The sequence below is a fragment of the Acinetobacter sp. YH12052 genome (assembly GCF_013419835.1).
In the GTDB taxonomy this organism is placed as follows: domain Bacteria; phylum Pseudomonadota; class Gammaproteobacteria; order Pseudomonadales; family Moraxellaceae; genus Acinetobacter; species Acinetobacter amyesii.
Window position 1 is genome coordinate 51,873 of record NZ_VOZI01000002.1, and the last position, 14,199, is coordinate 66,071.

Sequence of the window (14,199 nt, forward strand, 5' to 3'; positions counted from 1 at the left end):
TTAAGCGGTTCGAACGGTATAACGACCATGTAAAATGTAGTAGGCACCCATACATGCAAAGGCAGCAAATGCGCTATACAAATACAATTGTGAGTAACCAATATGGTCGAGCAATTTACCGATAAAGTATGGTCCAAAGCCTAAGCCTGCATCCAAAAAGATAAAGAAAGTCGAAGTGGCAAAGCCCATACGTTCAAGCGGTGCACTTTTCACGGCAACTGTTTGGCAGACCGACTGAATATTGCCATAACCGAGTCCAAGTAAGCCGGCACAAAGTAAAAGCATCCATGAACTCTGAGTGATGCTGAGCAGTACCAATGCTACGCCCATAATCACAAAAGCAGGGTAGATCACAATATTTTCACCTTTACGATCCATCAAAGGGCCAGTAAATGGGCGAGAAATTAAAATCGCAATGGCATACATCAAAAAGAAAAACGAGGCTGTTTCAACCAAATTGATTTCTTTGGCATAGAAGTTAATGAAAGATAAAACACCTGAGTAGCAGATTGAAGCGAAAAGCATGATGAATGATATCGGTAATGCTTTAGGTTCTACAAATTGAGCAATCCAACTCGGTTTTTTGACAGCTTCAACAGTATCGAGGGGTTTATTGATTTTGGGTAAATCGGGCACTTGAATCAGCAAGGCAACCAATAGGCAGCTCAATGCGATAATCGTAGAAACGATAAAAATCGCGTGATAACCAATGTGTAACATCATCCAAATGGCAAGAAATGGCCCAATAGCTGTACCTAAAGTACTACTCATGCTGTAGTAGCCAATGCCTTCACCGCGACGTGTCGCTGGTAAGATTTGGGCAATTAAGGTACCCAGCACTGTTGATGCAATACCCATCATAAAGCCATGCATAAAGCGTATGAAGAGCAACATGCCGACGCCAGACTGAATGAAGTAAAAACCAGAAAAAATTAAAAAGCCAATTAAACCAACGATCAGTGTCGTTTTACGTCCAAAGCGTTCTAGGAAATTGCCTACCAATAAACGCCCGACCAATGTGCCGACAATGAACAAGCCTGAAACTAAACCTGCTTGGGCTGTAGTCGCACCCAATTCAGCCACCGCATAGCCCACGATCACCACAACCAAGAGATAAAAGGTTAAAACCAATTGGAAGTTAATGGCGCTGACTAAAATAAAATTTCGAGTCCAAAGTGGTGCGTTATCTTGCATGATCATCACCTACAGTGTTTTGTTCAAGTTCTTGCATGACACGGTGTAAAATTTGAATGGAGTGTTGGATATCTTGGCTTGCTAATGGCGCGATCAGGCGCTGCTCAAAGGCATCTATGTCTTTTGCACATTGCTGAAATAACTCACGTCCAGTCTCGCTGAGCATCATTTTCTTTTGACGTTTATCGTTAGTTTGTACATGACTCAAAATATCCATCTGCGCAAGAATTTTGACACGCTTAGTGATGGATGGCTTGGATACGTTTAAATATTCAGCCATTTCAATAGATGTACAAGCGGTTTTTTCACGGATGACAAACATGACTTGCCAAAGCGAATAGTTCAATTGATAGGGCAATAAAATCGTGTTGATTTCATCACTTATGAGACGCGCACAGCGCAGAAGTGAAGAGCGGAAACCTAATGAGGTATTCATGATAGTTAACTAGGGTAACTAAATTATCGCAACTGTACGCCTAATTTATTTTGAATTCAAGTGAACAACTCAAAGCATAAAAAACAGGTATAAAAAAACCTGTGCGCACACAGGTTTTCTTGCATAGCATTTCATTTAAAGCTTATCGTTCAATGTATATCATTGAATTGATACCTTAAACAATACGTGTTTATTCTACAGAAGCTTCTGCAGCTGCAATTGCAGCATCTTCCGCTGAACTGTCTGCATTTTCTGAAATTTCTACACTTTCACCATCTGCATAAGCAAGTTCTTCACCTTCTGATTCAGCTTGCTCTAAATAAGCCGCAAGTTGTTCATCTGTTAATTCTTCAGGTTCACCTTCAGACATCATTGCTTGTTCTTGTAATTGCGCTTGTTCTAAATTGCTCATCATACTTTGCATATTGAACATCAATGGGATCATGACCAATAAATAAACAATCATCAGGATTAGATACAATGACCCAATAACTTTCTCTGTTTGTTCCGTTGGACGCTTAATACCAAATTTATTTTCACCTTCGGTGCCTTTTGCAGCCATCACATAAATGCTAAAGATGGTACCGACGAGTGGGATGAGAAAAATTAAACAGAGCCAACCACTTTTATTTAGATCATGTAAACGACGAATCGTAATGCAGATCATTGCGACAAACATTGCAACGATGGAAACGACAATCAGAGCGATCGCACTGAGTCCTAAGAATGAATTAAAAAGTGCTTCAATACTACGTTCTGCTGAATTGAAAAATGCAAAAAGTCCCAGCGCGACGCTGATGCCTAATAGGCAGGTATAAATCATACTAATGATAAATAACCACGCTAAATAAGACAGGCGGCCAAAACGTCCTTCAGGAGACAGGGGATGATCGGCTTTTTGAATTTGAGGCTGAATATTTTGATCTTGTTGAAACGGATTCAATTCGCTTGAAGTAAGTTCAGTCATTATTATTCCAATTTTAATTATCTAATTTATTTTCTATGCCCAAAAGGGCAGCATTATTGTATAGCGAAGTAAAAAAAGGTCAAATATTAGACATGGCTAAGTCATCAAATATTCCTTAGCCATGCTGCACTGTGGTCTGTTATTTATGTAATTTACGATACTCTTTAGGGCGCATTGGACGACTGGCTTTCCACAAACCTTTCTTTTGTTTACGTGCTTTGCTTTGTAAATTCATCATATAGTTCAAATGCTTTTGGTCACGGATGTATTCTTCGTACACCCATGCAGCCCCACGTTTTACCATCTCTTCATTCATGCATTTACGATAGCGATAAATGACCCCAACGCAGCGGCCATAACGGTCTACATCAGTGATTTTTACACGGACAAATTTCTTGTAAACCATGGATTTGATCAGGCGGGCTGACTCTTTACCGTAGGCTTGTGTCGATTCTGGCGCATCCACATAAGCAAAGCGAAGTTTGGTTTTAGAACGTCTCAGATTCATCCGATAGCAGGTGAGGGTATCGCCATCACTAATATCGGATACACGACAGAGGTAAGATTTTCCTTTCTTAAAAGGTTGGAAAAAATCCTTTAAGAAAATGGTGACTTTATAAAGAACATAGACTGTGATCAGGCACAGTACTGCACCTAAAGCCATGAGCCAATTCGCGGAGAGATTTGAAAGCATACACAATGATATGAACGAGGTCATATCGCATAAAAACAGGAGTTTAGATTTTATAAGAACTCATGATATATGGCTGTCGAATAAACCGACGGTCAGTTAAAAATACCTTAAATAATCAGCATTTGATCTATAAATATACAGCAAGTTTCATCACGCAAAACTCTATCTAAATACATGCAAATAGCCTAAGTAAAGTGGTGTCCCATTAAAAATAGCCTAAGCAAATATTTTAGAAATTTCGCTTCGCAAAAAAACATGCCGTGAATTTAATTCCAAATCATTATGCCAATACATCCCTAATTTAATTTTCGGCAAGTCTACAGGTACATCAAAAATATTCAGTTCGGGAGCAACCTGTAAGTGCGTCAAAATATTTTGTGGAATCGTCAATATTGCCTTAGGTTGCTGTGCCAAAATTTGTAACGCTGTAGAGTAATGCTGACAGCGTAAAAAAATCTCTCTAGAGTGTTTTTTACGATTTAAATAAATATCTTCAACTAATACACCTGCACGTCGTGAAGAAACCCCAATGTGTGGTGCAGAAAGATAAATAGACTCATCCATCTTAGGATGTTGACTACAAACCACGAATTGGTCTTCAACCAAGGTTTGAAAATTAATCTTTTCACCAAAGTTTTGCTCTAGGTCAATCGCAAAATCAATTTGCTGTGCAGCAAGGTCAGCCACAATGGTTTTGCGGTCTAATTTAATACTGGAAAATTGGATTTGAAACTGTTGCTGTTGAAAGTGTTCAACTAACTTGGGAAAAATAATCGGTTCAATTTCATCATGTACCGCAATTTTTAAGCTCTGTACCATTGAAGGAGTAAATTGTTGTTTTTGGATAGAAATACTTTGAATCGCAATAAGCGCATTTTTAATTACGGGATAAATCTGTTCAGCAAATGGAGTCGGGAGCATTTTTGCCCCAGCACGTACAAATAAGTCATCTTGTAAATGTTGTCTTAAACGTTGAAGTGCATGACTCGCTGCAGACTGAGTGATACACAAAATTTGCGCAGCTTTTGAAATGCTTTTTTGTTCATAAATTGCGATATACAGTGGATATAAATTGATATCCATACGGTGAAACACACCCATATCGATGACGGTATTTTTATGAATACTATTCATGTTCATCTATTGAATTAAATCATTTTGTTCATATTAGATTTCAGGTTATGGTGTTGTAAAGCGTAAAGAACATAATATTTAAAGGATGTTGTCATGTTTGAACTTTCAGCACGTGCACAAGATTATATTGAAAGAACAAAAAAATTTATTAAAGATGAAATTGAGCCTGTAGAAACTGAGTTTTGGGCAGAAGTTCATGAGTTGAACCAAGGTGGTGATTGGACCAAATGGCAATGGCCGGCACAGTTAGAGGTTTTAAAGGATAAAGCCAAAGCTGAGGGCTTATGGAATATGTTTTTACCTTGTCCTGAACTTGGGCAAGGCTTATCTGTACAAGAATATGCACACATCGCAGAACTTTCAGGCCGTAGCTTACTTGCACCTACGGTATTCAATTGCAATGCACCTGACAGCGGCAATATGGAAGTGATTTGGCGCTATGGCACGGAACAACAAAAGCAGCAGTGGTTAACACCATTACTAGACGGAAAAATCCGTTCGGTGTTTTGTATGACGGAACCTGCAGTTGCTTCAAGTGATGCCACCAATATGGAAGCTACGGCTGTCGTTGAAGGCGACGAAATTGTGTTGAATGGCCGTAAATGGTGGTCTTCAGGTTTAGGTGATCCAAATGCCAAAATCATTATCTTTATGGCGCATACACCTGATGAAAGCAAAGACCGTCACCATCAGCATTCAATGGTTTTAGTTCCTGTCGATACGGCGGGTGTAAAAATCGAACGTATGCTTCCAGTATTTGGTGACTACGATGCACCACATGGACATGGTGAAATTAGCTTCACAAATGTTCGTGTTCCTGTTGCAAATTTCATTGGCGGAGCAGGTCAAGGTTTTGAAATTGCACAAGGTCGTTTAGGCCCAGGCCGTATTCATCACTGTATGCGTTGTATTGGTGCTGCTGAGAAATCACTAGAACTGATGATTGACCGCGGTATGAGCCGAACTGCGTTTGGTAAAGAAATTTTAAAACTCGGTGGCAATTTAGAACGCGTAGCAGAAGCACGTGTTGCGATCGATCAAGCACGTTTACTGACCCTATATGCAGCATATAAAATGGATACTCTAGGGAATATGGCTGCATTAACCGAGATTTCGGCAATTAAAGTGGTTGCGCCAAGTGTCTTAGAAAAAGTTGTCGATATGGCGATTCAAATCCACGGCGGTGCTGGGGTTTCTAGAGATACACCGCTCACAGGTTTCTTTGCGCAAGCACGTTCACTGCGTCTAGCTGATGGCCCTGATGAAGTGCATAAAGGCATGATTGCAAAATTAGAATTGGCGAAGCGCGGTTATAGCAGCCGTCGTAAAAAATAAACAAGTTGTAGTCACATATTTGGCATGGCAACCCCGAGTTGTCCATGCTATAAAACTATAGAAAATTATATTTTTATCATCATGATAGATTCAAATTTAGGAAGAAAAGCATGTCAGTGATCGATGTAGGCGGTTCAGTTCGTGAGGGTGAAGAACTGGATGTACGTGCTGTAGGAAATTGGTTGATTGAACATGGCGTTGAAATAGAAGGGCCTGTAGAAGTCACTCAATATTCAGGCGGTGCATCAAATTGGACTTATCGCTTAAAATACGACAATGCTGATTTAATTTTACGTCGTCCACCGAAAGGCACCAAAGCCAAGTCTGCACATGATATGGCACGTGAATATAATGTACAGAAGGCATTATCTGAATTTTATCCTGTGCTCCCTGAAATGGTGGCACTATGTCAGGACGAATCAGTGATTGGCTGTGATTTCTACGTGATGAAGCGCGTAGAAGGTATCATTCCACGTGCAAACTTACCCAAAGAAATCAATTTTGATGAAACTCAAGTTCGAGCGTTATGTACCAACGTCATCGACAAATTAATTGAACTGCATCAAGTGCCTTATGAAGGCACAACTTTAGAAAAAATAGGTAAGGGCGACGGATACTGTCGTCGTCAGGTTGAAGGTTGGGACGCACGTTATGAAAAAGCCAAAACCTTAAATGTTCCTTCTTTTAAATATGTCCGTAATTGGCTCAAAGACAATATTCCTGCTGACTCTAAAACCTGTGTGATTCATAACGATTGGCGTTTTGATAATGTGATTTTAGATCCACATGATCCAACCCAAGTGATTGGCGTATTGGATTGGGAAATGGCAACACTGGGTGATCCACTGATGGACTTAGGATCAGCTTTGGCGTATTGGGTTGAAAGTGGCGATAACGCAATTTTTAAAGCGACACGCCGTCAGCCGACTAACTTGAAAGGCATGTTTAGCCGTAAGGAAGTCGTTGAATATTACTTAGAAAAAACTGGTCTGCAAACGGACAATTGGACCTTTTATGAAGTGTTCGGCATTTTCCGTTTAGCCGTGATTGCACAGCAAATTTATTATCGCTTTTACCACAAGCAAACCAATAATCCGGCATTCAAAGATTTTTGGATTGTGATCCATGCTTTACATATTCGTGCCTTAAAACTTATTGGTTTGCAAAAACTTGAAGCCAATGACGTGGCACAAAAATATATTGAAAAAATGAAGGATATTTTAGGGAAATGACCACGATATATTTAATTCGGCACGGTCAGGCTTCTTTTGGTGCAGAAAGCTATGACAAGCTTTCTCCCAACGGCGAGCTACAGGCTAAGGTGCTGGGACAGTATTTCGACCGTATTTTAAAAGAAAGTCCTTATGTAGTTGCAGGCTCCATGCAACGTCATCAACAAACAGCCAATCTTGCATTGGCTGAATGCTTTCCAGAAGCACAAGTTGATACAGATAACGCATGGAATGAATTTAATCATCAGCAAGTTTTTGCTCAGTATGAACCTCGATTTAACCAGCCGCATTTATTAAAAGAAGATGTATCTAAGCATGAAAACCCGCGTGCTTATTTATCCAAAATTTTTGAAGGTGCCATTGAGCGTTGGACAGGCGGAGAATTTCATCATGAATACGATGAATCTTGGCCACATTTTAAAAATCGAGTCGAAACAGCGCTAGAAAAGTTATGCACTCAACTGGCTGAAACCAAACCACGTTATGCCGTTGTTTTTAGTTCAGGTGGAGTGATCTCGGTTGCCGTAGGTAAAATATTAGGGCTGAGTCCTGAAAAAACATTTGCACTCAATTGGGCCATTGCCAATACCAGTATGACAACACTGCGTTTGGTTGGAAATGAACCGCAACTACTCAGTTTAAATGAACACCATTTTATAAAAGCAGTTGATCCAAATTTATTGACTTGGATCTAAGGTAAACAAAGGAATTATCATGGCTAAAACAATTTTAATTACAGGTGCAAGCTCGGGAATTGGTGCAGGAATGGCACGCGAGTTTGCACAAAAAGGCTACAACTTGGCCATTTGTGCACGTCGTTTAGAGCGTCTAGAAACACTAAAACAGGAATTGGAAAGCCAATATGGCATCAAAGTGATTGCGAAAACCCTCGATGTCACAAATTATGATCAAGTGTTTGAAGTGTTCCGTGCCTTTAAAGCAGATTTTGGCAGTATTGACCGTGTTATTGTCAACGCAGGTGTCGGTGAAGGTCGTCGTATTGGTAAAGGTAATTTTGAAATTAACCGTGCGACAGTTGAAACTAACTTTATCTCTGCTTTGGCGCAATGCGAAGCTGCAGTTGAAATTTTCCGTAGCCAAAATGCAGGGCATTTGGTGGTGATTTCTTCAATGAGTGCTATGCGCGGCATGCCTAAACATTTAACGGCTTATGGTGCAAGTAAAGCAGGTGTTGCTGCTCTAGCTGAAGGCATTCGTGCAGAGCTGATTGATACCCCAATTAAAGTGACGACTATTTTCCCTGGTTATATTCGTACAGAGATCAATGAAGGTGCGAAAAAACTGCCATTTGAAGTCGATGAAAAAACTGGTTCACATCTTTTAGCAAAAGCTATTGAGAAAGCACCGGTTAAAGCTTATGTACCACAATGGCCGTGGTTGCCTTTAGGTCTTGCGATGAAAGTATTGCCATTGAAGATCGTGAATAAATTGGGTTAAACCTTTATTCAATAATAAAGCTCCAATTTTGGGGCTTTTTTATTCTCAAGTGATATTCGTCATCCTCTGTAGGTTAAAAAAGGAATACATCAAACCTGTGATGAAAAGACAGTAAAAGCAGCCGATTTTGCAAAGAAAAAATGGAGTAAATACTCAGATTATTTATAAATAAGATATTGAAAATAAATAAAATGTTGAATATTTGAACAGACGATGATTTGTTCTCAAAATAGCGATTTCCTTTTTTTTAATTTGCTTTAATGTACAACTGTTCATTAATTTTTAGGTTTGTATTATGTCTATGTCTTCCGATATGACAGATCAACAGCGAATTAACAAAGTCAGAACTGTCGTAACGAAAGCTGGTGAAGACTTACGTCAACAGTATCCCATTTTAAAACATCAAAACTTTATTGGCGCTTCCATCCTTATTTTTGCGCTACTGGGAATGTTGGGTTCAGCTTGGGCGTTTGCCGTTGGCATTTTACCGGCATGGGCTTGTGTGATTTTGGTGGCGATGTTTGCTTCACTGACACATGAATTAGAACATGACCTGATTCATTATATGTATTTTAAAAAGACGCCGTGGGCTCACCATCTCATGTTGGCTTTGGTGTGGTTAGCACGTCCCAATACCATTAGTCCTTGGGCACGTCGTCGTTTGCATCTCAACCACCATAAATATTCAGGTTCAGAATACGATTTGGAAGAACGGGGCATCAGTAATGGCATGCCGTGGGGTTTACGTCGTATATTGGTCATTAGCGATCAATTGATGACGGTGTATTTGCGCCCATTTCAAATGTTTAAAATGATAGGACAATTCATTGAAAAACAACCTGAAAAAGAACGTAAAACGGCATTGTTCTCTCAATTGACTGGATTTTTCCCTTTAAGTTTTGTTTATTACGGCATTTGGTATGTATTTGTCATTTATCATGTGGTGAATGGTATTGCTCCAATGTTAGGACAAAGTATTAGTTGGTCAGTTAATTTAGTAAAGTTAATTCCAACGATTAATTTTTTAGCTGTGATTTGGATTATTCCGAACTTTATACGTTCTTTCTGCTTACAATTTATCAGCTCAAATATGCATTATTATGGTGATATTGACCCACGCGATGTCATTAAACAAACTCAGGTGTTAAATCCGTGGTGGTTGTTCCCAATGCAATTATTTTGCTTTAACTTTGGTTCGACCCATGCCATCCACCATTTTGTGGTCAAAGAGCCGTTTTATATTCGTCATCTAACCGCAAAAACTGCACACCAAGTCATGCGTGAGGTTGGTGTACGTTTCAATGATTTTGGAACCTTTAAACGCATAAATCGCTGGAATTAAATCAGTACTAGCTTCAAAAAAAGCCCTCAATTGAGGGCTTTTTTATGATCTAAACGTTTATAAATTACTTGTGTGCAAAAAAATGCTTGAGCGCATCTTGCAAGGCAACTTGCCATACCGCGTAGGAATGTCCGCCGATATATGATTGGTAATGCACATCATGACCTTTATTTTTTAAGTCGGCTGCAACAATAGGCGAAGTCTCTAAAATACTCAGTTCATTATTATTTCGAGAGCTTTCATAACTATTGGCAGTAATAAACCAATTCTGTTTAGGTTGTGAGGTTTTATCACGAATGATTTTACTCATGCCATTAGGGAGGTCTGTCGGCGCATTTTGCCACCAAAATGATCCAGATAACGGTACGACATGACTAATTTGATTTGGATTTTCTAAGGCTAAATAAGCTGAACTTAAACCGCCAAGACTTGACCCAAGTAGTACCGTTTTCTTCGAATCGACTTTTGCAGGTGCATTTTTTTGAATCCAAGGCATCAGTTCATCACTAAAAAATGCTGAAAATTTAGTATTTGGTGTTAATTCTTTCGGTCGTTCCTGATCGTTCGGTGGAGAAACAAAAATGGCTTGAATTGGCGGTAACTGACCTTGCTCAACTAATATATCTAATGCCTTTGGAACATTCAGCAACTCGTTATAATGCTGACCATCAAAAAATATAGCGGTGATATAGCTTTGATTTTTCTTAGCTTTAGATTGGTAAATTTGGATTTTACGTGAGTTATTCAAAATTTTGCTGTGTAGAACAAACTCTTGTAATTGGGGTTGTTTTACATTTGGATATTGTTTTGGATCAATAAATGGCGGGGCATCTTTAAGCGCCGCAAAATTTTCATTACGTAAACCTGATGTGTCATCACTTGCGAGATAAGTGTTTTTGTTGAAAGGATCGATGCGTTGTACTTGTATCACAGCACGACGCTGCGTTCTTGATTCTTTAAGTTTAGGATTCAGATGCGGACAATAATTTGACAGATAACCTTCTAAGTTCGGTAAGTCGACAGCAAAGCTATAACTGCCAATATAACGATGATCAATAATCGATTCTTTAAACCAAATATCGGTATTTGGTAGACGTGTTAACCATTCATGGTCATTACTCGGCCCACCAATAAGGCGTACATTATGCTGCGCACCTTTCCATAAAAAAATTATACGGTCATGTTTTTCATCATAGTTTTCAATGATTGGTGTACCTATAAGCTCTACACGCTTCCAAAAATCTTCAAGAATTTGAGCATGTTGTTTTGGATTTTGATTTAACTGATGTTGTAGGTTTAATAATATTTGGCTTTGCGCTTTGACATCTTCACATGCAGCAGCATAAGGGAAATGTTTTTTTTCTGTTGTATCGGTTAAAGCGGGTAAGTTTTGAGTTTGGGCAAAAGCAGAAGAAACAGCAAAGCTCATAGAACAAGCAAAAAAAAGTAGGGAAAGTTTTTTCATTGAAATAATAAAATAGGTAGAATGAAATCAGATAAATGATAATCATTATTAATATAAAAAACTAGCAATATGCCGCAGAATGGTGCTTTTAAAAAAAGAAAATGTAGAAAAATAACAATAGAGTCAATGCTTTGTTTTTTAAAATAATTAAAATAATGCAGTCGACAAGCTTTAATTCATTACCCAAATATTATGCTACTCAAAGTATCAACACTGCTGCTGTTACCTGCATTACTGATCCAAGGTTACCGTGTGAAAAAAAATACCCCACGTTTAGCAGAACCGGTGGGAGAGCGCTGTGGAATGATTGGTCAGGGTAATCGGCCATTATCGCTATTAATACTAGGTGATTCAGCAGCAGCAGGTGTCGGCGTCGAGCATCAGTCGGATGCGTTATTGGGACAATTACTTAAAATTTTATCGCCTGATTATCAAGTTCACTATTGCCTTGAAGCCACAACGGGACATAACAGCCAGCAAATCATCAATGCTTTGGACAATGTCACTACGCAGAACTTTAATGTCGTGATCAGCTCTGTTGGTGTCAATGATGTCACAGCTTTAAAACAGCCAGACCAATGGTTGAAGCTCCAGCAGCGCTTATATCAAGCTGTTGAGGAAAAGTTTCATCCACAGCTATTGATTATTTCAGGTGTGCCACCAATGGATGAGTTTCCAGCTTTACCGTTTCCATTGTCATGGCTGTTTGGACAATATTCAAAGAAGATGAATGCGCTGTTAAAAAATTATGTTAATACTCAAGCGAATATGCGGTTAATTCAATACGATTTACACGATTATCGTGAGAAAAATTTACAAATGGCCAAAGACGGCTTTCACCCGAGTAAAGAAATTTATCAGTTATGGGCTGAAATAATAGCGAAACACATCACTGAAGAATTTTCATAGACAATAATGATTCAAACACTGGGCGAAGTTAAATCTACATGAGCAAAGACATTTCCGACGCAAATCCGCAAATCGAAACGCATCCTTTAGCGCCATTTTTGCCATCAAATGGGAAACTCTTGATGCTAGGGAGTTTTCCGCCACCCAAAACACGCTGGAAAATGGATTTTTACTATCCAAATTTCCAAAATGACATGTGGAAAATCTTTGGCCTATGTTTTTTTCAGGATAAAAATCATTTTCTCAATCTAGATAGCAAGACTTTTAAAGAACAGCGCATTCGAGATTTTTTAAATCAAAAAGGCATAGGCATTTTTGATACGGCCTATCAAGTGATTCGTTTGAAAGGAAATGCATCAGACAAGTTTTTACAGCTCCATCAGCCAACCGATATTGCGAAGCTGCTTCAAAAAATGCCGAATTGCCACAGTATTATGACGACGGGAGACAAGGCGACTGATACTTTGATGCTCTCGATGCCAGAAAATACTGAAAAACCACACATTGGGCATGCTGTTCGTACCGAATTTGCAGGCAGAGATTTGACTTTATACCGCATGCCATCATCATCTAGGGCTTATCCACTGGCACTGGAAAAAAAAGCTGAGGCCTATCAAAGCTTATTTAAAGATATAGGCTTACTTTAGGGAAGTTTACGTTATTGTGAGATACCTTGAAATATATGTCTCATTTAAACAGGCAACATTCAATACTCAACACGTGGCATCTTATGGATAAACATCAACTCCTTAGCCATCATATTCAACATAATCCCAAAGGTTTAAACGCGCTTTAATTTCTTTGCGAATATTCGGCAGCATAGGTAGTAAAGTACCATCGATCCATAAACTCAGTGTCTGAGATGAAACTTTTTTGTTTGCATCATTTAAAATTTGTGCGCCTTTCACGATCACCAAAGTTTCTTCGCTAGCTGCAGTTTCAATGCCTTTAAATAAAAGCTGTAATTCATGACCTGTATCTTGGATTAACCATTCCAACTCAATTTGGATATTGTGATTAGATTTAAGCACAGCTTGGCCTTCAATCATGTCATTGTCAGATAAGCAGTCATGCTCAACCCGAACTTTCGACAAAAACCATTCTTGATGACCAAGTTCAGGAAGTGTCGTAAAAGGCGTTAAAATATCACTTAAATTAAATTGGCGGCTTAAATCAAAAAATTGCATTAGAAAACTTTAGGAGGAAATAAAACAAAATAAGAGGTGGATGTTAAAGCATCATCAAGTGTGAGTAAAACCTTTGCTTTTATTGAGATATTTTATGTATAAATAGCATTCAATCTATCTAAATTAAGTCTAAGAAAATGAATTGCGAAAATAATATTCACATAAATGATGTGCACAGCCCCATAGACTTAAAAGATCCAATCGAAGCTAAACAATGGGCTGCTGACTGAAGTCAATCTTAAACGTCCGTGGCGTTATGACATCTTTCAAATGTATGTCGACTCTATTTTGGCTTTCAACCCGAATGCGCACGTGCTTGAACTCGGTTCAGGTCTAGGCTATTTTGCTGAATTTTTAATCAATCATTGTCCAAATATAGATTACACAGCATTTGATTTTTCCGAAGCTATGCATGACTTGGCAAAAGAAAAACTAAGTGCAGAACAACTCTTAAAATGTAATTTTATAACAGGGGATTTCAAACAATCTAATTGGGAATAACCTCTTCATTTCAATGAGAAAAGCACCTTTGATTTGATTATTATTCATCAGGCCTTACATGAATTGAGACATAAGGCGTATGCAGCAGAGTTTCATCGGACTGTAAAAACATTGTTAAATACACAAGGCGTGTATTTTTTATGTGATCATTTATATGCACCACATGCACAGCAAAATCATGAGTTGTATATGTCAGTTGAGGAACATTTAGCCGCGCTGAAAGCAGCCAAATATGGGCAAGTGGAATTTCTTGGCGAAATCAATGGCTTGGTTGTTTTCAAAAGCCAGCACTCATATGAACGAGACTGACTAAGACCGTTTTTGACTTGATCGAACTTATCAGAT

The 14,199-nt window shown here is 38.8% G+C and carries 14 protein-coding genes and 1 pseudogene; 8 read left to right on the plus strand and 7 right to left on the minus strand.

The window, feature by feature from the left end:
• From FTU06_RS01525 to FTU06_RS01545, 5 genes are all read right to left on the minus strand, one after another.
• Positions 1-1,200 carry an MFS transporter gene (locus tag FTU06_RS01525; RefSeq protein ID WP_373684679.1) on the minus strand — a complete coding sequence of 400 codons (1,200 nt, stop codon included), beginning with the start codon at positions 1,198-1,200 and terminating at the stop codon, positions 1-3.
• The gene (locus FTU06_RS01530; RefSeq protein ID WP_180088405.1) at positions 1,184-1,630 is read right to left on the minus strand and encodes a MarR family winged helix-turn-helix transcriptional regulator; all 447 of its coding nucleotides are present in this window, start codon (positions 1,628-1,630) and stop codon (positions 1,184-1,186) included. Before FTU06_RS01530 ends, FTU06_RS01525 begins: the two co-directional genes overlap by 17 nt.
• 190 nt (positions 1,631-1,820) lie before the next feature.
• On the minus strand, positions 1,821-2,597 hold the full coding sequence (locus tag FTU06_RS01535; protein WP_180144481.1) for a DUF805 domain-containing protein: 777 nt from the start codon (positions 2,595-2,597) through the stop codon (positions 1,821-1,823).
• A 139-nt stretch (positions 2,598-2,736) separates the two neighbouring features.
• Positions 2,737-3,291, minus strand: coding sequence for a thermonuclease family protein (locus tag FTU06_RS01540; RefSeq protein ID WP_078190973.1), 555 nt, complete (start codon positions 3,289-3,291; stop codon positions 2,737-2,739).
• 216 nt (positions 3,292-3,507) lie between these two features.
• On the minus strand, positions 3,508-4,425 hold the full coding sequence (locus FTU06_RS01545) for a LysR family transcriptional regulator (RefSeq protein ID WP_180007789.1): 918 nt from the start codon (positions 4,423-4,425) through the stop codon (positions 3,508-3,510).
• A 93-nt stretch (positions 4,426-4,518) separates the two neighbouring features.
• Here FTU06_RS01545 and FTU06_RS01550 point away from each other — a divergent pair, with 93 nt between their 5' ends.
• From FTU06_RS01550 to FTU06_RS01570, 5 genes are all read left to right on the plus strand, one after another.
• Positions 4,519-5,760, plus strand: coding sequence for an acyl-CoA dehydrogenase family protein (locus FTU06_RS01550; RefSeq protein WP_180007790.1), 1,242 nt, complete (start codon positions 4,519-4,521; stop codon positions 5,758-5,760).
• A 110-nt stretch (positions 5,761-5,870) separates the two neighbouring features.
• Entirely contained in the window at positions 5,871-6,992 is a 1,122-nt protein-coding gene (locus tag FTU06_RS01555) for a phosphotransferase family protein (RefSeq protein WP_180144484.1), read from the plus strand.
• The gene (locus FTU06_RS01560; RefSeq protein WP_111884351.1) at positions 6,989-7,687 is read left to right on the plus strand and encodes a histidine phosphatase family protein; all 699 of its coding nucleotides are present in this window, start codon (positions 6,989-6,991) and stop codon (positions 7,685-7,687) included. Before FTU06_RS01555 ends, FTU06_RS01560 begins: the two co-directional genes overlap by 4 nt.
• A 19-nt stretch (positions 7,688-7,706) precedes the next feature.
• Complete coding sequence (locus FTU06_RS01565) at positions 7,707-8,450, plus strand: SDR family oxidoreductase (protein WP_078190968.1); 744 nt, start codon at positions 7,707-7,709, stop codon at positions 8,448-8,450.
• A 295-nt stretch (positions 8,451-8,745) separates the two neighbouring features.
• Complete coding sequence (locus FTU06_RS01570) at positions 8,746-9,792, plus strand: fatty acid desaturase (protein WP_180144487.1); 1,047 nt, start codon at positions 8,746-8,748, stop codon at positions 9,790-9,792.
• Positions 9,793-9,856: 64 nt separating this feature from the next.
• Here the strand turns inward: FTU06_RS01570 and FTU06_RS01575 are convergent, their stop codons facing one another.
• Complete coding sequence (locus tag FTU06_RS01575; protein ID WP_180144490.1) at positions 9,857-11,221, minus strand: alpha/beta hydrolase-fold protein; 1,365 nt, start codon at positions 11,219-11,221, stop codon at positions 9,857-9,859.
• Positions 11,222-11,449: 228 nt separating this feature from the next.
• On the opposite strand from FTU06_RS01575, the gene FTU06_RS01580 reads away from it, so the two are divergent.
• Both FTU06_RS01580 and FTU06_RS01585 read left to right on the plus strand, forming a co-directional pair.
• A complete protein-coding gene (locus FTU06_RS01580; RefSeq protein WP_180011440.1) occupies positions 11,450-12,166 on the plus strand; it encodes an SGNH/GDSL hydrolase family protein in 717 nt (238 codons plus the stop codon).
• 38 nt (positions 12,167-12,204) lie between these two features.
• Positions 12,205-12,813, plus strand: coding sequence for a uracil-DNA glycosylase family protein (locus FTU06_RS01585; RefSeq protein ID WP_180011442.1), 609 nt, complete (start codon positions 12,205-12,207; stop codon positions 12,811-12,813).
• A gap of 102 nt (positions 12,814-12,915) precedes the next feature.
• Here the strand turns inward: FTU06_RS01585 and FTU06_RS01590 are convergent, their stop codons facing one another.
• Positions 12,916-13,353 (minus strand): hypothetical protein, encoded by a 438-nt coding sequence (locus FTU06_RS01590; RefSeq protein WP_180144493.1) that lies wholly within the window; start codon positions 13,351-13,353, stop codon positions 12,916-12,918.
• Between the two features lie 137 nt (positions 13,354-13,490).
• Here FTU06_RS01590 and FTU06_RS17040 point away from each other — a divergent pair.
• A pseudogene (locus FTU06_RS17040) lies at positions 13,491-14,163 on the plus strand (class I SAM-dependent methyltransferase).
• Positions 14,164-14,199: the final 36 nt, after the last annotated feature.